The sequence below is a fragment of the Roseburia sp. AF02-12 genome (assembly GCF_003461765.1).
Taxonomy (GTDB): Bacteria; Bacillota; Clostridia; order Lachnospirales; family Lachnospiraceae; genus Roseburia_C; species Roseburia_C amylophila.
Genome location: NZ_QTXS01000002.1, coordinates 230,395 through 249,736 on the forward strand (window position 1 = coordinate 230,395; position 19,342 = coordinate 249,736).

Here is a 19,342-nt window from a genome sequence, read left to right on the forward strand (position 1 = left end):
TTTCAAAAGAAATAAAGGAAGTAACAGGAAAGGAATCAACAGATGAAAAAATACAAAATCACAGATATTATTGAGGATGAATTCGGCTGTGAAGGACGGCCGGAAGGGGAAGAACCGATGGTTACGATTCTTCTGGTGGATGATACCGGAAAACAGCGCAGCATCCGCATGGCGGATAAGCTGGCTTATGAAAAGAAACTGGATATCGGAGCGGAAATGGAGCTGCCGGAAGAAGAGATAATGACATTAAACGGAAAAGAATATAAAGTGAAAAAACTGCTTGGAAAGGGGAAAGGCGGCTATTCCTATCTTGTGACGGATGGGGAGAAGGAATATGTCCTGAAACAGATTCACCATGAACCATGCAGTTATTATCAGTTTGGTAATAAGTTAGAGGCTGAAAAAAGGGATTATAAACGGCTTATGGAAATTGGAATTACCATGCCAAAGCTGCTTGATATCGATGAAACACAGGAACGCATTTTAAAGGAATACATTCCGGGAGACACTGTCTATCAGCAGGTGGAAAAGGACGCACTGCCGGAAATCTGCCTGCAACAGGTAAAAGAAATGTGCACAAAGTTATATGCTGCACATACAAATATTGATTATTTCCCTACAAATTTTATCCTGTGGCAAAATGTCCTCTATTATGTGGATTATGAGTGTAATGCCTATATGGAAGAATGGAATTTTGAAAACTGGGGAATCAAGTACTGGTCTAAGACAAAAGAATTCTTAGAATATGAACGGACCCATTAATAAAACTTAGGAGATTCTTAGAAATCTAAAATATTCATAAAAGGATTGCCGGGGACAAAATCTTTGTGATACAATAATCCAAAGCATAAAATACAATCCAGATAACATTTTCTATTATTCCATTCTGGCAGTCTTAAGCGTTATGACATTTCTGTATCTATCTATGCTTTTTATACCATTTATTAAATAAAAAGCAGGAGAAGTTACAGGAAAAGGAGTATGTAGCAGCTTCCTGCAAATCAAAGGAGGAACTACATATGACAAAGAAAGTACCAGCAGCAAACCGCAATTATAAGGATACGATTTTTCGTATGCTTTTTTCAGACAGGGAGTCACTTCTGTCACTCTATAATGCGGTAAACAAACGGAATTATACCAATCCCGATGACTTGGAAATTGTAACATTGGAAAATGCTATTTATATGGGAATGAAAAATGATCTGGCATTTATTTTAGACATGAATCTCTATCTTTATGAACATCAGTCTACAGTAAATCCCAATATTCCTCTTCGGGACTTGTTTTATATTGCAGCGGAATACCAGAAACTCATCGACCGGAAATCGTTATATTCATCTGCAATTCAAAAGATTCCGACTCCCGGCTTTTTTGTTTTTTATAATGGAATAGAGCCGTTAGAGGACTGTTGCATCAGCCGGTTGTCAGATGCTTTTTTACATACCGGAGCAGAACCGGCATTGGAACTGATTGTGACAACATTAAATATCAATGAAGGACATAATTGCGAATTAATGCAGCATTGCCGAAAATTAAAGGAGTATGCGCAGTATGTAGCGAAAGTCAGAAAGTATGCAGAACAGCTTCCGTTGGAGGATGCTGTGGAACGAGCGGTTACAGAATGCATCCGGGAGAATATACTTGCTGATTTCCTGAAAAAGAATCGTGCGGAGGTAGTTGCGATGAGTATTTTCGAATATGATAAAGTTGAAGAAGAAAAGAAACTTCGCAAAGCGGAGTTTGAGGCAGGGGTAGAACAGGGTGAAAAGCAGGCATCTGTTAAAGCAGCAACCCGGATGCTCAGGATGGGCAGCTTTTCTTTGGAGCAGATAGCAGAAATTTCAGGATTATCTGTGGATGAAATCAAAGGATTAACAGAATAAATTTTTTGAAAATTAATAATAATATTTCTCAACAGGATAACCAGAACTTGGTTATCCTTTTTTTGTGCTATAATTCCAATTAGACACGACTAACTTTCGCGAAAGAAGGAGAAGCACTAGAATATGCAGTCAATCATGTGAACTTTACCATTAACGAGGGAGAATTTGTGGTGATTTTAGGACAGTCAGGAGCAGGAAAATCGACGGTAGTTAGGTCAGATGATAGATAAAAGCATCGACCGTGATTATTCAGCCATTGTAGACAGAAAATCTATTCCGGGACTGGCGCGGTTAGACAGTGAGTTAGAGCAGCATCAGTCATTTTCCTATCTGTTTGTGATCATTTTTGTGGGAATCGCAATCTTAGTAATTGCAACATCCATGGGAAGAATGGTAGAACAGCAGCGTACCCAGATAGGAACCATGAATGCCCTTGGTTTGAAACGGTATAAAATCATGCTGCATTATATCAGTTTCAGTCTTGTTGTTTCGGTAGTTGGAGTCGTTCTTGGACTGTTGGCAGGAACTTTGTGGGGAAGCCCGGCAGTCATTGGTATGTTTGCAAACTGGTATATCGTGCCGGGTCTGCATTCGGTATTCCATCCGATGTATTTTATCATTGCAGCAGGCATCGTGGCAGTATGTGTGCTTGCATCCTATATGAGCTGCCGGAAACTGCTTCGTATTAAACCGGCAGAAGTATTACGGCCGGCAGCACCGAAGAAAGGAAAGAGCTGTATTTTTGAAAAATTGCCATTCTGGGAAAAACTTTCTTTTACCAGCCAGTATAATCTCAGGGATATTTCCAGGGCAAAACTGCGCAGCTTTATGTGTGTGATCGGAACAGCAGTAGGCATGCTGCTTATGGTATATGCGGTTGGCTGTAATGAGCTGCTGGGAAGCATGGTGGAAATCAATTTTAACCGTGTGAGTGCAGGCGAATATCAGATTAAATTCTCTGAGGATGCTAAGACGGAAGATGCAGATGCCATGGCGGAGGAACTGGATGGTGAAGTAGTGATGGTAAACCAGATAGAGGTGGCAAAGAAGAAAAATGCTCCATCAGAAGAAAAGAAGAAAGAGACCATCACAGTATTAGAAGGAAAGAATCTCTATAATATACTGGATTTAAATAATCAGGTGGAAAATCTGACGCCGGGAACCGTTGGAATCAGCTGCAAGCTGGCGGAAGACCTTCATGTGGAAAAAGGAGATACCATTTACTGGCATCTTTATAGTAAGAATACCTGGTATGAAGCAGAAGTCGGAACAATTTACCGAAGCCTTGAATCCCAGGGAATCGCATATCTGAGAGAAGACTATGAGAAAACAGGGGCAGAATATACACCGGGATTTCTGATGACGAATGAAGGAGCGGCAGAAGATAAAGCTGACCTTAGTTATGTAACCGGGGTGAACAGTAAAAGTGAGATGCAGGCGGCGTATGAAAACAGCATGTCGGTAATCAATATGATGGTTGTTATGATGGCGGTATTTTCAATACTTATGATAGTTGTGGTATTGTATAATTCCGGAGTCCTTTCCTTTAATGAAAGAGTAAAAGAATTTGCAACATTAAAGGTACTGGGTTTACAATCTTCTAAAATAAGAAAAATACTGAGCATACAGAATCTGTGGCTGAGCATCATCGGAATCCTTATTGGAGCACCGCTTGGAAATGTGTCATTAAATGCAATGATAAATACCAATGGAGAGAATTTCGATTATAATCTGTCACTGGCACCGGTGGATTATATCATAGCCGGTATTCTGGTTATGATAATTTCGATGCTGGTAAGCTTTATGTTCTCAAAACGAATCCGCAGTCTCAATATGGTAGAAACCTTAAAAGGTGTAGAGTAAGCGGAGAATAAGTGGATGAATAGACCTTTTCTTTTCAGAACCCTTGTGGTATTCTGAGAGAAAAGGTCTTTGTATATGGAAAGAACCTATGAAAAGATACAGGAGAGAGAAAAATGCCAGTTTTTGACTTTAGCAATGCACCGGGTGAGAAGAAAACAGAGTCCGTATGCACTTATACAACGTTTCAGTCCAATGAGAAGGAGAAGACGGCGGATGAGCCGATTCTTGTATTAGATAATAAAAAACGTCAGTGGAAACATCATTCCGGAGGAGTGTTTGCAAACCAGAGCCAGCAGACTGCTTTTGAATTTAAAGAGGAAAGCGAGACTTACAGCGCAGATATTTTAAAAATAGATGCACGTTTCGTCAGCCTGATTAAATGGCTGGGAGAAAATCATATCAGTGTGCGCCTTTCGGGAGAGAACCGGGAAGAGGGGTATGCTGTATACAAGATTCGGGAGACAACCTTTGGCGCAGGAACCAAATTGTCTGCAGAGGATGGATTTTTACAGTTTATGATAGAGAGACTTCTTGCCAGCAGTGCACCGACAGAGGAAATGGACGAGGAAGAAGAGGATGAAAATGGAGATGATATGAAGCTGACCAGCTTACAGAGCATTTCCGATTTTATGACCTGCGCCGGCAGAACCATGCCGGATAATATCCGTCTCTGGGCGAGAAGAAATCTTGCAGTAGCACGCTCCCATGAGGTATCACCGGAGGAACGCCGTCATGCCCAGAGAGCATTGTCCATTATGATGAATATCCAGTGGAAGAGCAATTATTTTGAGGCAATTGATCCGGTGGAAGCAAGAAAGATTCTGGATGAAGAGCTATATGGCATGGAGAAAGTAAAACAGCGTATCATGGAAACTATCATTCAGATTAACAGAACCCATACCCTGCCGGCATATGGACTGCTTCTGGTGGGACCGGCAGGAACCGGAAAATCCCAGATAGCCTATGCGGTAGCAAGAATCTTAAAGCTGCCTTGGACAACGCTGGATATGAGTTCCATCAATGACCCGGAGCAGCTGACCGGAAGCTCCCGCATTTATGCCAATGCAAAGCCGGGAATTATTATGGAAGCATTTTCCATGGCGGGAGAATCCAATCTGGTATTTATTATCAATGAGTTGGATAAAGCAGCATCCGGCAAAGGAAACGGAAACCCGGCAGATGTGCTGTTAACCTTGTTGGATAACCTTGGATTTACCGACAATTATATGGAATGTATGGTTCCGACCGTGGGAGTTTATCCGATTGCTACTGCTAACAATAAAGCCGATATCAGTGCACCGATTTTATCCCGTTTTGCAGTAATTGATATCCCGGATTATACCTCAGAAGAAAAGAAGATTATCTTCTCCCGTTTTGCACTGCCAAAGGTATTAAAACGAATCGGTCTGCATCAGGGAGAGTGCGTTGTAACAGAGGATGGACTGGATGCAATTGTAGAGCAGTTTAAACATACTTCCGGTATCCGTGATTTAGAACAGGCAGCAGAACATTTAGCAGCCAATGCCCTTTATCAGATTGAAGTAGACCATGTGCCATCCGTAACCTTTGATGCTGGAAATGTGAAGAAGCTGTTTGTGTAAAAGTGATTGGTAAGGAGAATAAGGATGAGCGGATATTTAATCAAAGATACAACAAAAGAAGAACGTGAGGCAATTGTTGCAGAATCCTTGGGAAATATTTCTGCAACCTGCGATGGATGCAGTGCCGGAATCGTGGAAATGTATCAGGCATACATTGATGGAGAGAAGGAACTCCGGGAGATTAATATGGAATTCAATGCCCGGTATGTAAGCGGCATGGAAGGACCGGAACGCCGGGGATGCCCGATGGAATAAAGGCGGTTTACATAATATAAAGGAGAAGGAAAAATGAGCAAAGAAAAAACAGAATACAGATTTAGCGTGCATGCGGCACCGGCAGTGATTAACCAGGTGATTCAGAATTATCTGGCAGCCAACCAGTATGTACAGATGCCAAAGCCAAATGCCAATTATTATTTCTTTAATGACCCGTGGATGAAGGGAAAACGTTCTATAGAATATTACATTCATGGAACAGAAGTGATTGTGCTGGCATATATGGGAACTTTTGAGAAACCAAGAGGGCTGGAAGGCTTTGTAGGTGCCATTCCAAAGAAATCTTTCCGGGATGATTTAGAACCGCTGTTTGTAGAACTGCATCGCATTGATATGATGGGTATGGCACCACAGCAGGGAATGCCAATGCAGCAGGGAATGCCAATGCAGCAGGGAGCACCGATGCAGCAGGGCATGCCACCACAGCAGGGGTATATCCCGCCACAGAACAGTGCCAATCAGTTTGTGGAGAAATCCAGAAAGACAAGGGAGAACTGGACGATTGCAGGTTTTGTAATCAGCTTGGTGGGACTGCTGTTATCCTTCTTTGGTATTACATACGGAGCAATTATAATTGTGCTGGAATTCTGGTGTGGATTCCAGGGCTTACAGACGAAGAAAAAAGGACTTGCAATTGCAACCATTGTGCTGGCGGGAATCAGTGTACTGCTTTTAATTCTGTCAATCGTGTATACTGCAAGCCATCCGGTGAGAAGTTACAGATACTATTAAAAGGAAACGTAAAATAAAAGAAGAGAGGTGACGGAGATGAAAATAGCTGTATTACACGGAGCAATTATTAATGCCGGCGATTTTTTGATAAAGAACCGGGCAATTTCATTACTGAAATATTTTTATCCAGACAGTGAAATCGTGGAATATTATCGAAATCAGAGTCTGGAAGAAAAACTTCCAGAAATAAATGCCTGCGATATTTTAGTGTTTGCCGGTGGACCTGGATATTGTAATGGATTTTATCCAAGGATGGCACCAGTTACAGATGATTTAAATAAAATTAAAATCCCAGTTATGCTCCTTGGCATGGGATGGTGGGAACACAATTCAGATGTGGTCAGCCAGTATAGTTATCAATTTGAAGAACCTATGAGGGCACTGTTTCAGAAAGCAATGGAAAAAGGCCTGAAGATGGGATGCAGGGATATTGCAACCGTGAATGTATTGCGCAACAATGGTTACGATAATATAGCGATGACAGGTTGTCCGGCATGGTATGATTTGGAACATATTGGAATTACAAGATATACCGGAAAAGGGCTGACATCCAGTAGAAAAATCTGTATTTCGGATTGCGGAAACATGGCGAATTGGGGTCTGGCAGTAGAATTGACCCAGTTTGTAAGAAGATTCTTTGGAAACTGTGAAATATATTTTGTCTGCCATAGAGGCTTCCCGGATGCAAGGCTTGGAATAGAACCAATTATGAAGGAACTGAATGTGCATTTTATGGATATATCAGGCAGTGATGAAGGATTTAAAGTATATGATGACTGCGATTTGCATATCGGATTTCGTGTACATGCTCATATCTATAACCTTTCCAGAAGAAACCTCTCCATATTACTGGAAGAAGATGCAAGAGGAAGCAGTCTTAATGCAACATTGGGACTGCCTGAGATTAAGACAAAGTATCTTCAGGTAGAAAATGGAGCATTACAGTACCATATCAATGACAAGATAATTTACCAGGTGGAGGATGCACTTCTTAATCTTGCAGAGAATCATTATTGCAGCATGGAAAATGCATATCGCATGATGAATCAGTATTTTGAAAATATGAAACGTCACATTTTATCCATTAAGGATATTATATAAGAATGAAAATAAAAGAGATAACCCTGGTGTCGGTGATGCCGGGGCTATTTTACGCAAGAAGCTGTTGCAGGCAGGCACTACAGACCGGTAACAGGAGGAAAAAATATTTTCTTAAAATTGCACTAAGTTTTCCAAAGAAACGTCCGATAAATAGATTAGACAGCAGAAATGCGAATCATTTCAAGGAAGAAAGGAGATGCCGTTATGCGTATAGAAGCTTATAACCAGATCGCATCCATATATAAAACAAGTAAGACTGGTAAAGTACAGCAGCCATATGGTGTAAGCACAGGCAGGGATGAAGTGCAGATTTCCCAGTTGGGAAAAGATTACCAGATCGCAAAACAGGCAGTCGCAGAAGCTTCGGATATCAGGGAAGATAAAGTAGCAGAACTGAAAACAAGTGTCCAGTCAGGAAAATATGATGTGGATTCCGGAGATTTTGCAAGTATGTTACTGGCAAAATATAACGAAATGAAGAAGTAAGAAGTGAGGATAAGCCGTGGCTAGTTTGATGGAGGATTTGGCAGATGTACTTCTGCAGGAAGATAAACAATATCAGGAGTTGATTGTTCTTTCAAAAGAGAAGACAGATGTACTGGTTGCCGGAAATGTAAAGAGATTGGAAGAAATTACTGCAATGGAGCAGGAAATGACAGATGTGCTTCATGGATATGAAGTGCGCCGCAGAACCATCTTACAGGATATGGCAGATGTACTGGGTAAATCAAAGGATGATTTTACCATTGAGACCATGATACAGATACTGGAATCACAGCCAAAAGAACAAAGCCGCCTTATTTCACTTCGGGATAAACTTCACAGGACGTTAAAGGAAATGGCACAGCTAAACACACAGAATCAGGCACTGATAAAACAGTCCTTAGAGATGGTGGAGTTTGACCTGACCTTGTTTAAGAGCCTGAGGCAGGCACCGGAAACGGCAAATTATAACAAATCTGCATACAATACCGGAGATTTGTTAGGAAGCAGCGCTTTTGACACGAAACAGTAGGCAGGAGGAAAAGTACCATGGCAAATGGAATGGGAAGTTTATATATTGGTTCTTCTGGACTTCGGACAAGCCAGAATGCCTTGAATACGACAGCAAATAACCTTGCGAATGTTGACACAACCGGATATGTGCGCCAGCAGGTCATTCAGGCGGACCGCCATTACAATACATTTGATAAAAATGCAGCAATCAGTAATCAGCAGTCCGGACTTGGTGTAAGTATTGCAGATGTCATTCATTCAAGAGATATATTTTTAGATAAATCATATCGTACAGAGACTGGAAGACAGTCTTTTTATTCCGCATGCTACTCTGCAACCAATGAAATTTATACTTATTTTCAGGAGTTGGAGGGAGAAGCATTCCAGGATAGTATCTCGTCTTTATATACTGCATTTGAAGAGTTCTCCAAAGATCCGTCTGATTCGGTAAACCAGAACCTTGTAATGCAGAAATCGAGTCTGTTTATCAGCCGGGCGAAAGCCGTTTACACAAGTTTACAGAACTATCAGAATAATTTAAATACAAAAATTTCCAAAGATATTGACCGGATTAATGAACTGGGAAAGAAAATCTATGATTTAAACGAAAACATTGTAAAAATCGAGGCTGGTGGAGTCGAGACTGCAATGGAATTAAGAGACCAGCGGGATAACGCACTGGACGAGCTGGCAGGTCTGGTTCATATCGACTATGATGAAAAATACGATGGAACTGTATTTGTTTCAATAGAAGGTGTTGATTTCGTAAATCGTGCCCAGGTATATGAGATGGGAAAAAGCGTAGATGATGAGACCGGTTATATTACACCATACTGGCCGCAGATGTCAGATACGAATCGTGGACAGACAGCCGATGTATTTAACTTTAATGTAGATATTTCGTCTGCTTATAACACTGACATCGGAGAATTGAAGGCACTGGTAATGCAGCGTGGAAATTATGTGGCAGATTACCGTGATATAGAAGGAAAATCCCGTCAGGAATATAATGATGGTGCAGGAATGTCTGTAATGCTTTCTACAGAAGCAGAATTAGACCAGCTGGTACATAAACTGGTTACAGCAATCAATGATATCTTCTGTCCGAATGTAGAATATGCCGGCACAGATTTAACCGGAACAACAGCAGATGGAAATGCGTTTACCATTACACAGGGGATGAAAGTTTTAGATACAGATAACTGCGCAGTAGGAAGTGATGGAAAGCTTCCGCCACAGGAGCTATTTTCCAGGGTAGGAACGGATCGCTATACAGAGGTGAATGTAACGGATGCGGCTGGAAATACCAGGACATACTATGTATACAATGAGGAAAGTGCAACAGATATTTCTAAAATGTATACCTTGTCCAGCCTTAAGGTAAATGATGAAATTATCAGCCAGCCATCTTACATCCCGCATCTGACACAGGATAGTAATAATAAACAGGTAGCGCAGCAGCTTGGTACCGCATTTACAGAGATGTGGAAGAAGAGTGAGATTTCTTTGAATCCAAATGCTACCAGTAAATGTACCTTTATGGAATATTATGCACAGATGATTGGTGAAACAGGAACAGCAGGTTCTGTTTACAATACCATGTCAGAGACACTGAATAACACGGTAAATACCGTTGATAATAAGCGTCAGCAGGTAATCGGAGTTTCTTCTGACGAGGAACTGACCAGTATGATTCAGTTCCAGAATGCTTACAATGCAGCCAGCCGTTTTATGAATGTGGTAAGTGACATGATAGAGACATTAATTAACGGATTGTAATATAGAAGAGGTGGGAATATGCCGTCACAATTTTTTGGATTAAATATAGCAGCATCTGCATTAAATGCATTTCAGGCATCTGTAAATACTGCTGCCAATAACGTATCTAATGTACAGACCAAGGGTTACAGTAAACAGGTAACGAATAAAGAAGCCGGTGAAGGAATGCGTGTCAATGCAAAATACGGAACCACCGGAACCGGAGTAAATGCGGTTTCTGTCACACAGCTCCGGGACAGCTATTATGACACGAAATACTGGAATAATAATGGAAACCTTGGATTGTATCAGAAACGTCTTTACTATATGGAACAGATTCAGACATATTTTACAGATGATGATACGGAAAAGGGTTTTTCCACATTGTTAAAAACCATGTTTAACAATCTGGATACCACACAGCATACGAACTTTGATGAAAATGTAAGAAAGCAGTTTATCGGAAGTGCCCAGAGTCTTGCTACCTATTTTAACGGAGTTGCTACGAACCTTCAGGAATTACAGGGAACCTTAAACAATGAGATTAAGTCTACTGTAGATAATGTAAACTCCATTGCAGAGAAAATTGCATTGATTAATAAGCAGATTAATCAGGTGGAAATCAATGGTGGACATGCCAATGAGCTGAGAGATAAGAGAGCACTTTTGGTGGATGAACTTTCCGCAATTGTTCCGGTTGAAATATCAGAAGTGCCGATTACCAACAGTAATTATCCGGATATGGATCTTGGAATTAATAAATACACCGTGAAAATTAATGGACAGACCATGGTGGACGGATACGATTACCGTACCCTCTCTTATGAAGCGAGAGAGCAGAAGATTAATCAGACTGATATTGATGGATTATATGACCTGACCTGGTCAGATACCGGAGTTAAATTCAATGCAGCCAGCGCATCCATGGGTGGAAGCTTAAGAGCTTTGTTTGAGATGCGGGATGGAAATAATGCAGAGAACTTTACCGGAAAGATAGGAACAGAAGCCGGAAGTATCCGGAATACTGTGGTAGATGGAAGAACCGTAACGCAGATTACCGTAAAGAATCCATCTATGACGGATGTAGAGAAATTATCCATTGCAGAACAGGGAATCATAACCGTATTAAACAATGATTATCTTTATTCCGATTTTACCATGAATGCAGATGGAAGTTATACTTTTACATTAAAGCAGGAGTTAAATGCATCCCAGAGAAGCAAGTTCTTAGGAGAAAGTGTCAGCATTGGAAAGAGTGTGGATGCCATGGGAATCCCGTACTATATGTCCCAGATGAACCAGTTCTTAAGAAGCTTTACCAAAGCATTTAATGATATTGAACGTGGAGACGCAGCTGATCCGGCAGTGGATTTAAATGGAAAAGAAATGGGAAGTTTTTTTGTGGGAAAGAAAGCTTTAGGCGGAGAATATGATTTTACAGATACACAGATATCCTCCGGTTCCAATACCTATTATCAGCTGACAGCATTAAACTTTGCTGTAAATTCAGAGTCCATAACAGACCCGGGAAGATTTGCAGCAGTAACCAGGTCAGAGTACACCGATGGTGTGGATAAATATACATTGCTGGATAGCTTGAAGAAATTAGAGAGTGATACCAAGCTTTACCGTGGAACGGGGGCAGATGATTTCTTACAGTGTCTGCTTTCGGATATTTCTGTAGATACAGAAGAAGCGGAGCTTTTCAGCAAGAATTATTCCAATATAGAGTCGACTATCGATATGCAGAGACAGTCTGTATCCGGTGTAGATGAAGATGAAGAAGCACTGGACTTAGTAAAATTCCAGAATGCATATAATCTGGCATCCAAGATGGTTTCTGTTATGGCAGAGATGTATGACAGATTAATCTTAGAGACCGGAGTATAAGGAGGTTTGTTAGAATGAGAGTAACCAATAACATGATCATGAGCAATACCAAAATAAATATCAATGGAAACAAGACCAATGTGAATACATTGAATAATCAGATGACTTCACAGAAGAAAATCAGCAGGCCATCCGATGACCCGGTTATTGCTATCCGTGCACTTCGGCTGCGCAGCAGTTTAAGCCAGATTAATCAGTATTATGAAAAAAATATTCCGGATGCAGAGGCATGGTTAGATGTTACCGAAACCTCTCTTACTAACATGAAAAAGCTGCTGACTACCATTCACACCCAGTGTGATGCAGGAGCCAATGGAACACTGACGGAAGAAAACCGTAAGACTATTTTAAAGCAGTTACAGTCCTTAAGTGACCAGATTTATTCTGAAGGTGATGCAGATTATGCAGGAAGAACAGTATTTACCGGTTATAAGACGAATTCAACCTTGACATTCCAGGCAGACAGCAAAGAGACATATAATATCAGCGAGTATTTATCCGCAGATAAAATAGAAGAATATAATTATTCCTATGGAAATGTTAAGACACCGACAGCTGCAGACGTAGCTGCAAAGACAGCACCGGGTACACCGGAGAATACTACACTGCACAGATTGCGCCTTTCCTATGACAATATTACCGATATTACTGGTGGAAAAATCAGTTACAGTTATACAGACAAAGCAACCGGACAGATGACCATGAAGGAGCTGAATGTTACCACTGTTACCACTAGTGATCTGGAAGCGTCTTCTTATGCAATAGCAGATAATGACATCGTATTTAATAAAGACACCGGTGAATTTCTGATGGGAAAAACACTTGCATCCAATCTGAAATCATTAGGAGCAACGGTTTCTGTGAATTATGATAAGACCGGATTTTCCAAAGGAGAATTAAGACCGGAGAATTATTTTGACTGTACCAATAATACAGATGCAGCTAATCCAATCCAATATACTAATTTTGAAAACGGAAAGAGAGTCCGGCAGGATATTGAATATACCATTGCATCGAATCAGACACTGGTGGTAAATACACAGGCAAGCACAGTGTTCAATTCTGATATCGCAAGAGATTTAGATAATCTTACTTCCATTGTGCAGTCAGCGATTGACGCACATAGTGTAGTGGATAACATTAAGGAAATGAAAGGCTTAAGCCAGTATTCCTCAAAGGACGACCAGGAATATTTAGAAAGCTGTCTGGCTGCTGCCCAGAAACAGGCAGATTATGCAGACCATCAGCTGCAGACAGTATTTAACAGGGGATTGACGAAATTCGAAGGCTATATGTCAGATGTAAACCTTGCAATCACGGATGTGGGAAGCAAGGGACAGCAGCTTGATATTACAAAGAACCGCATGTCTAATCAGCAGCAGACGGTAGAGGCGTTAAAATCAGACAATGAGGATAAGGATTTATCAGAGATTATCATTGACTATACTTCTTCCTATACTGCATATCAGGCATCTTTACAGGCGGCCGCTAAATTAGAAAGACAGACTTTACTGGATTATCTGTAAGAAAGGAGAAACTGGCATGAAAGCAGCAACAAGATTGTTTGGGGAAATAGAAATTGACGAAAGCAAAATCATAACATTTGAGGACGGAATCATTGGATTTCCGGATATGAAGAAGTTTACCTTAATCTTCGATGAAGAAAAAGAGGGCAGACCATCCATTTCCTGGTTACAGTCCATGGACGAGCCAGAGATAGCATTTCCGGTAATGGATCCGCTGTTCGTTTGTGAAACATATAATCCAAGTGTGGAAGAGGAATTGTTAAAGAATCTTGGAACCATAAAAGAGGATAACCTTTATGTACTGGTAACAGTTACCGTGCCGCAGAATATCAAAGAACTTGCAGTGAACTTAAAAGCACCGATTGTAATTAATACAGACACAAGAAAAGCGAGTCAGATAATCGTAGAGGATGACCTGCCGGTAAGATACAGAATTTATGAAATTTTAGAAGAAGCAAAGAAGAAGGCAGGTGAATAAGATGCTGGCATTAACAAGAAAAAAGGGAGAATCCCTTGTTGTCAATAACAATATTGAGATAACAGTACTGGAGATCAGAGGAGACCAGATTAAAATCGGCATCTGCGCACCGAAGAATGTGCCGGTATACCGGAAAGAAGTATATTTACAGATTCAGAAGGAGAATGAAGCTTCTCTTAAAGCCGATGGGTTAGAAGCTTTGAAAAATTTACTGTAACCGCTAAATAAATTTACGGGTTCTACCGATATAAGAGTTAGAACAATGGTAAACGGAAATGACAAGAAGCACATGGAGGTGTAAGCAATGTCAATTGAATCAATCAGAAACAGTGGATCGGTGTATCAGGGAAGTTCTCCGGTTCAGGGAACAATAAGAGAAAGTTCCGCAGTAACAACAGAAGGATTACAGACAAGTGCAGATGAAATGCAGCAGGAAAATGCCAGTGTATTAGAAAATGCAGCAGCACAGGGTCAGAATCCAACAGAAGAAGAAAAAGCAACTGCCTCTTCCTCGGAACAGGTTAAGAAGGCGGTGGAAAGCATCAATCGCAGCCAGTCTCATACAGAAGCAATCTTTGGTATCCACGAAGGAACTAATCGTGTTACCATTAAGATTGTGGATAAAGAGAGCAAGAAAGTGATTAAAGAATATCCGCCGGAGAAGACACTTGACATGATACAGAAGCTCTGGGAGATGGCAGGGCTGATGGTAGACGAGAAGAGATAGGAGGTACTTAAGATGGCAATTCGAGTATCAGGATTAGCGTCAGGAATGGATACCGAGTCGATTGTTACACAGCTCGTATCTGCATATAATGTAAAGAAAAATACATATGTAAAAGCACGGACCAAGCTTTCCTGGAAGCAGGATGCATGGAAGACATTAAATAAAAAGGTAAAGAGTCTTTACAGTAACATGACAAGCTTAAAGTACAGTTCTGCGTATAAGACCAAGATGGCGTCGGTGTCGGATACTACCAAGGCAAGTGTCAGTGCAGAGGGTACTGCTGTAAACGGAAGCTACAGCTTAAAGATTAATCAGGTGGCAAAGTCCGGTTATCTTACCGGCGGTCGGTTAGCAGCTTCTACAACCGGAGCAACCAAGCTTAGCGAGTTATTGGGTGATGACAGCTTTGCCGGTGGAAAGATTGAAGTGACATCTGCCGGAAAGACCAGCACTATTGAAGTGACAGCAGATACAACCGTAAGTAATTTTGTATCTAAATTAAATGACGCAGGCGTAAAAGCATCTTATGATGCTACGAACCAGAGAATTTATGTAGCAGCATCCGGAACGGGAGCAGCCAATGATTTCAGTCTGTCAGGAGTAGATGCCAATGGAAGTACAGCATTAAAGGCACTGGGCTTGAGGGTAGCTTCCAAGAGCAATACAGAGAATTATAAGTCATGGGCAGCGTATGATGGACAGGATATAGCACAGATTCTTGCGGATCTGCAGAATTCCAAGGATGCAATCTCAGCAGCCAATAACAGCATTACACAGTCACGCTCTAAGATTTCCGGTTATACAACAAAGGTAAATTATGCATCTTCCTATGAGACCATGATGAATGCATATAAGGGACTTGATAATGCAGGAGAAATCCGTGATTTGGATGAACTGGCAGCTATGTCCAAAGCTGATTTATCCAAAACATATGAATTGGATGATGATGGAAACTTTAAAAGAGATTCAGAAGGAAAGCTGATTGTAGCAGACGATACAGTCGCAGATGATAAAAAAGCAACCGGTACAGACCGCCTGAATGCCCTTGCAGCCAAAGCAGGCCTTGTTGAGAAGAAGGATGAAAATGCCGGAGAAGATGTAAAACAGGTTACCATTGCAGAATTTGCGGCGGCAAAGGCAGCAGTAGACAAGTATGATGCCCAGGCAGCTGATGACACCCTGACAGCTGATGAAAAAGCGGATATGAATGATTTCATTACCAGTGTACAGCATGCTTATAAGGGGGTAGCAGATTCAGAATATGCATCCATAGAAGAACTTACCAATGCATACAATGATAAGATTACGAAAGAGCAGGACAGTATTACTGCCCAGAATCAGATTATCAGTGACAATAAGGCTGTTCTTGAAAAATATGCCCTGTTAGATAACGGGGAAGATCAGGCGACGCTAGAGGCACGTATTTCCTATGCGGTAAAACAGCTTGCCAATGCAGCTGACAAGACACAGTATAATACGGATGCAACCCGCGTAGATGGCCAGGATGCAGAGATTTATGTAAATAATGCAAAATATACGTCATCCTCTAACTCCTTCAGCATTAACGGACTGAAGATTGAGGCGCTGGCTTCAACAGAGGGCAGTGAGATTAATGTGACGGTAAAGAATGACGTAGACGGTGTATACAAGAAAATAAAAGATTTCTTAAAAGAATATAATTCCCTGATTAATGAGATGACTTCTCTTTACAATGCAGATTCTGCCAAAGGATATGAGCCGTTGACAACGGAAGAAAAAGATGCCATGACAGATTCTGAAGTCGAGGAATGGGAGAAGAAGGTAAAGAGTGCATTGCTTCGCCGGGATGACAGTCTGGGTAATCTTTTAAATTCCATGACCAGTGCCATGTATAAGGGATATACTGTGAATGGCAAGAGTTACAGCCTTTCCAGCTTTGGTATTTCAACCCTGGGATATCTCAATGCAGATGAGAATGAGGAAAATGCTTATCATATTGATGGTGATGCAGATGATTCAGCGGTTTCTTCTAAGACCAATAAGTTAAAACAGATGTTACAGGAAGACCCGGATACAGTTACGGCATTCATGCAGCAGCTTGTTACCGGTGTATACAATGAGATTGATACCAAGATGCGCTCTAATTCTCTGAGCAGTGCAATGACTGTTTATAATGATAAGCAGATGGCAAAAGAGTATAGCAATTACACTACCACCATTAAGAAGTGGGAAGATAAGATTACTTCGATGGAAGATTCTTATTATAAGAAATTTGCGGCGATGGAAACTGCACTGGCAAAATTACAGCAGTCTACATCCTCACTGTCAGGTCTCTTAGGTTCATAAGTGCCGATAAATGTCAGTCACAGGTATAGACCGGTGATAATGTGAAAATACATGGAGGTAACACGATGACAATGAACAATGGATATGCAGCATATCAGAACAGTAAGATTATGACTGCTTCTCCGGCAGAATTGACACTGATGCTTTATGAAGGTGCCATCAAATTCTGTAATATTGCAATCATGGGAATTGAGGAGAATAATATCCAGAAAGCCCATACAAATATTGTAAAAGTAGAAAATATCATAGAAGAGTTTCAGGCAACCTTAAATCATAAGTATCCGGTTGCAAAGGACTTTGAAAATGTGTATAAGTACTTACAGGAACGTCTGGTTGAGGCAAACATGAAAAAAGATAAAGAAATTTTAGAGGAAGTACTGGTACACCTTCGCACCATGCGTGATACTTGGAAAGAGGTAATGAAGCTTGCACACAGCAAATAACAGCTATATTGAAATCTTAAAACAGAGCCTTACGAAAAAAATAGAACTGCTGGATACAATTATGGCATTAAATGTATTGCAGAAGGACATGCTGGAAAATCCGGATTTAGATCCGGATGAACTGGAAGAAAATCTGAACCGTAAGGCAGATCTGGTAGAGCAGTTATCAAAGTTAGATGACGGATTCAGTCAGATTTATGACCGGGTTCGAGCTGATTTGACAGAGAACCGAGGGGCATATTCGGAAGACATTGCTCAGATGAAGCGGGATATTAACGCAATCATGGACAAGAGCACTGCAATCCAGAGCCAGGAAAAACGCAATCAGGTATTGATGCAGCAGAAATTTACTTCCGTGAAGAAGCAGATTAAGGAAGTAAAGAAATCCAGACAGGCGGTGAATTCCTATTACAGAAATATGATGAAAATGGGAACACCGGATTCTACGTTTCTGGATAATAAGAAGTAGACTGGAAAAATTTAAAAAATTTTTCCATTTACTATAAAGTATTGAGACGACCGTCCGATATATATAACAAGTAAACAAGATATTGTTACTTAGCAGATGGATTTGAGGAGCGTACGGCCGATAAGATATCTGTAACAAAAAACAAGTAGTCGCAAGGAAGCGACGTTAAATTCAAGGAGGAATTAATTATGGTAGTACAGCACAATTTACAGGCAGCAAACACAAACAGACAGTTAGGTATCACAACAAGTGCACAGGCAAAATCAACTGAGAAATTATCTTCCGGTTACAAAATCAACCGTGCAGCAGATGACGCAGCAGGACTTTCCATTTCTGAGAAAATGAGAAGCCAGATCCGTGGTCTTAACAAAGCTTCTTCAAACGCACAGGATGGTGTATCTTTAGTACAGACCGCTGAGGGTGCATTAAATGAAACACATTCTATCTTACAGCGTATGAACGAACTTGCTACACAGGCAGCTAACGGAACTAACACTTCTGTAGATAGAAGCGCTATCCGTGCTGAATTGGATCAGTTAACATCTGAAATCAACCGTATCCAGTCTACCACACAGTTCAACACAATGAACCTGTTAGATGGTACTTTCTCTGGAGCAACAAATCAGATGAAATTACAGGTAGGTGCCCTTTCCGGACAGTCTATCGACTTCTCAATTGCTAATATGTGTGCAACAAAGATTGGTCTTAAGAAAACTTTAAGTGTAAGTACATTTACAAAAGCTGGTTCTTACATGAAATCAGTTCAGGATGCAATCGAAGTTGTTTCTAAACAGCGTTCAGCAATGGGTGCTATCCAGAACCGTCTGGAGCATACAATTGCCAACCTGGATACCACATCTGAGAATACTCAGTCAGCAGAATCCCGTATCCGTGATACAGATATGGCTTCTGAAATGGTTACATACAGCAAGAATAACATCCTTGCTCAGGCAGGTCAGTCTATGTTAGCACAGGCTAATCAGTCTACTCAGGGTGTATTATCCTTACTTCAGTAATCATAAGTACTCAACCATAAAAGTAAAGCTGACCCGAAAGGGTCGGCTTTATTTTTTACTTTACAGGAAATTGATTTCCTGTAAAGTAAAAAAGCGCTCCGCGAGGATGCGCACGGTGCGTATAAGCTAGATGTCGCAGGTGCGAGAATGTGCTAAGGCACATTCTTTGTTACACGGGTAGTGATAATTATTTTCTTAGTGACGAAAAGATTAGTATCATGTAGAATAGAAGAAAAGAGATAAGACGAGGTACTATAA

General features: G+C 40.9%; 20 protein-coding genes. All 20 read left to right on the plus strand.

Annotated features, from left to right (window positions below; all coding sequences use genetic code 11):
• The first annotated feature begins 42 nt into the window (after positions 1–42).
• The 20 genes from DV740_RS10715 to DV740_RS10810 all read left to right on the plus strand — a co-directional run bounded on the left by DV740_RS10715 (position 43) and on the right by DV740_RS10810 (position 19,084).
• The gene (locus DV740_RS10715; protein WP_330415628.1) at positions 43–762 is read left to right on the plus strand and encodes a hypothetical protein; all 720 of its coding nucleotides are present in this window, start codon (positions 43–45) and stop codon (positions 760–762) included.
• A 257-nt stretch (positions 763–1,019) separates the two neighbouring features.
• Complete coding sequence (locus DV740_RS10720; RefSeq protein WP_118056696.1) at positions 1,020–1,883, plus strand: hypothetical protein; 864 nt, start codon at positions 1,020–1,022, stop codon at positions 1,881–1,883.
• Positions 1,884–2,020: 137 nt separating this feature from the next.
• Entirely contained in the window at positions 2,021–2,113 is a 93-nt protein-coding gene (locus DV740_RS15360) for an ATP-binding cassette domain-containing protein (RefSeq protein WP_197420783.1), read from the plus strand.
• Positions 2,103–3,746 carry an ABC transporter permease gene (locus DV740_RS10730; RefSeq protein WP_118088062.1) on the plus strand — a complete coding sequence of 548 codons (1,644 nt, stop codon included), beginning with the start codon at positions 2,103–2,105 and terminating at the stop codon, positions 3,744–3,746. Before DV740_RS15360 ends, DV740_RS10730 begins: the two co-directional genes overlap by 11 nt.
• A gap of 113 nt (positions 3,747–3,859) precedes the next feature.
• On the plus strand, positions 3,860–5,347 hold the full coding sequence (locus DV740_RS10735) for an AAA family ATPase (RefSeq protein WP_118088063.1): 1,488 nt from the start codon (positions 3,860–3,862) through the stop codon (positions 5,345–5,347).
• Positions 5,348–5,371: 24 nt separating this feature from the next.
• On the plus strand, positions 5,372–5,602 hold the full coding sequence (locus DV740_RS10740) for a hypothetical protein (RefSeq protein ID WP_022244117.1): 231 nt from the start codon (positions 5,372–5,374) through the stop codon (positions 5,600–5,602).
• A 33-nt stretch (positions 5,603–5,635) separates the two neighbouring features.
• On the plus strand, positions 5,636–6,355 hold the full coding sequence (locus tag DV740_RS10745; RefSeq protein WP_117841951.1) for a DUF4190 domain-containing protein: 720 nt from the start codon (positions 5,636–5,638) through the stop codon (positions 6,353–6,355).
• Positions 6,356–6,391: 36 nt separating this feature from the next.
• Positions 6,392–7,456, plus strand: a complete 1,065-nt coding sequence (locus tag DV740_RS10750) for a polysaccharide pyruvyl transferase family protein (RefSeq protein ID WP_118088064.1) — start codon at positions 6,392–6,394, stop codon at positions 7,454–7,456.
• Between the two features lie 204 nt (positions 7,457–7,660).
• Positions 7,661–7,942 (plus strand): flagellar biosynthesis anti-sigma factor FlgM, encoded by a 282-nt coding sequence (flgM, locus tag DV740_RS10755; protein ID WP_118088065.1) that lies wholly within the window; start codon positions 7,661–7,663, stop codon positions 7,940–7,942.
• A 16-nt stretch (positions 7,943–7,958) separates the two neighbouring features.
• A complete protein-coding gene (locus tag DV740_RS10760; RefSeq protein ID WP_022242359.1) occupies positions 7,959–8,471 on the plus strand; it encodes a flagellar protein FlgN in 513 nt (170 codons plus the stop codon).
• A gap of 17 nt (positions 8,472–8,488) precedes the next feature.
• Positions 8,489–10,231, plus strand: coding sequence for a flagellar hook-associated protein FlgK (flgK, locus tag DV740_RS10765; RefSeq protein WP_117841494.1), 1,743 nt, complete (start codon positions 8,489–8,491; stop codon positions 10,229–10,231).
• A gap of 18 nt (positions 10,232–10,249) precedes the next feature.
• Entirely contained in the window at positions 10,250–12,100 is a 1,851-nt protein-coding gene (gene flgK / locus DV740_RS10770; protein ID WP_118088066.1) for a flagellar hook-associated protein FlgK, read from the plus strand.
• A gap of 14 nt (positions 12,101–12,114) precedes the next feature.
• Positions 12,115–13,626, plus strand: a complete 1,512-nt coding sequence (locus DV740_RS10775; RefSeq protein WP_118088067.1) for a flagellin N-terminal helical domain-containing protein — start codon at positions 12,115–12,117, stop codon at positions 13,624–13,626.
• A gap of 16 nt (positions 13,627–13,642) precedes the next feature.
• A complete protein-coding gene (gene fliW, locus DV740_RS10780) occupies positions 13,643–14,104 on the plus strand; it encodes a flagellar assembly protein FliW (protein WP_022242363.1) in 462 nt (153 codons plus the stop codon).
• A 1-nt stretch (position 14,105) separates the two neighbouring features.
• The gene (gene csrA / locus DV740_RS10785) at positions 14,106–14,321 is read left to right on the plus strand and encodes a carbon storage regulator CsrA (protein ID WP_117841490.1); all 216 of its coding nucleotides are present in this window, start codon (positions 14,106–14,108) and stop codon (positions 14,319–14,321) included.
• A gap of 87 nt (positions 14,322–14,408) precedes the next feature.
• Complete coding sequence (locus DV740_RS10790) at positions 14,409–14,831, plus strand: flagellar protein FlaG (protein ID WP_118088068.1); 423 nt, start codon at positions 14,409–14,411, stop codon at positions 14,829–14,831.
• A 12-nt stretch (positions 14,832–14,843) separates the two neighbouring features.
• On the plus strand, positions 14,844–17,156 hold the full coding sequence (fliD, locus tag DV740_RS10795) for a flagellar filament capping protein FliD (RefSeq protein WP_118088069.1): 2,313 nt from the start codon (positions 14,844–14,846) through the stop codon (positions 17,154–17,156).
• A gap of 65 nt (positions 17,157–17,221) precedes the next feature.
• Positions 17,222–17,599, plus strand: a complete 378-nt coding sequence (gene fliS / locus DV740_RS10800; RefSeq protein ID WP_022242367.1) for a flagellar export chaperone FliS — start codon at positions 17,222–17,224, stop codon at positions 17,597–17,599.
• A complete protein-coding gene (flgN, locus tag DV740_RS10805) occupies positions 17,583–18,068 on the plus strand; it encodes a flagellar export chaperone FlgN (protein WP_118088070.1) in 486 nt (161 codons plus the stop codon). The genes fliS and flgN overlap by 17 nt, the downstream gene beginning before the upstream one ends.
• A gap of 188 nt (positions 18,069–18,256) precedes the next feature.
• A complete protein-coding gene (locus DV740_RS10810) occupies positions 18,257–19,084 on the plus strand; it encodes a flagellin N-terminal helical domain-containing protein (protein WP_118088071.1) in 828 nt (275 codons plus the stop codon).
• Positions 19,085–19,342: the final 258 nt, after the last annotated feature.

What these genes read in the sequence shown, in the direction of transcription:
- DV740_RS10715 (WP_330415628.1), top strand. Translation starts at nt 43, where the DNA reads ATGAAAAAATACAAAATCACAGATATTATTGAGGATGAATTCGGCTGT.
- DV740_RS10720 (WP_118056696.1), top strand. Translation starts at nt 1,020, where the DNA reads ATGACAAAGAAAGTACCAGCAGCAAACCGCAATTATAAGGATACGATT.
- DV740_RS10730 (WP_118088062.1), top strand. Translation starts at nt 2,103, where the DNA reads ATGATAGATAAAAGCATCGACCGTGATTATTCAGCCATTGTAGACAGA.
- DV740_RS10735 (WP_118088063.1), top strand. Translation starts at nt 3,860, where the DNA reads ATGCCAGTTTTTGACTTTAGCAATGCACCGGGTGAGAAGAAAACAGAG.
- DV740_RS10740 (WP_022244117.1), top strand. Translation starts at nt 5,372, where the DNA reads ATGAGCGGATATTTAATCAAAGATACAACAAAAGAAGAACGTGAGGCA.
- DV740_RS10745 (WP_117841951.1), top strand. Translation starts at nt 5,636, where the DNA reads ATGAGCAAAGAAAAAACAGAATACAGATTTAGCGTGCATGCGGCACCG.
- DV740_RS10750 (WP_118088064.1), top strand. Translation starts at nt 6,392, where the DNA reads ATGAAAATAGCTGTATTACACGGAGCAATTATTAATGCCGGCGATTTT.
- flgM (WP_118088065.1), top strand. Translation starts at nt 7,661, where the DNA reads ATGCGTATAGAAGCTTATAACCAGATCGCATCCATATATAAAACAAGT.
- flgK (WP_117841494.1), top strand. Translation starts at nt 8,489, where the DNA reads ATGGCAAATGGAATGGGAAGTTTATATATTGGTTCTTCTGGACTTCGG.
- flgK (WP_118088066.1), top strand. Translation starts at nt 10,250, where the DNA reads ATGCCGTCACAATTTTTTGGATTAAATATAGCAGCATCTGCATTAAAT.
- DV740_RS10775 (WP_118088067.1), top strand. Translation starts at nt 12,115, where the DNA reads ATGAGAGTAACCAATAACATGATCATGAGCAATACCAAAATAAATATC.
- fliW (WP_022242363.1), top strand. Translation starts at nt 13,643, where the DNA reads ATGAAAGCAGCAACAAGATTGTTTGGGGAAATAGAAATTGACGAAAGC.
- csrA (WP_117841490.1), top strand. Translation starts at nt 14,106, where the DNA reads ATGCTGGCATTAACAAGAAAAAAGGGAGAATCCCTTGTTGTCAATAAC.
- DV740_RS10790 (WP_118088068.1), top strand. Translation starts at nt 14,409, where the DNA reads ATGTCAATTGAATCAATCAGAAACAGTGGATCGGTGTATCAGGGAAGT.
- fliD (WP_118088069.1), top strand. Translation starts at nt 14,844, where the DNA reads ATGGCAATTCGAGTATCAGGATTAGCGTCAGGAATGGATACCGAGTCG.
- fliS (WP_022242367.1), top strand. Translation starts at nt 17,222, where the DNA reads ATGACAATGAACAATGGATATGCAGCATATCAGAACAGTAAGATTATG.
- DV740_RS10810 (WP_118088071.1), top strand. Translation starts at nt 18,257, where the DNA reads ATGGTAGTACAGCACAATTTACAGGCAGCAAACACAAACAGACAGTTA.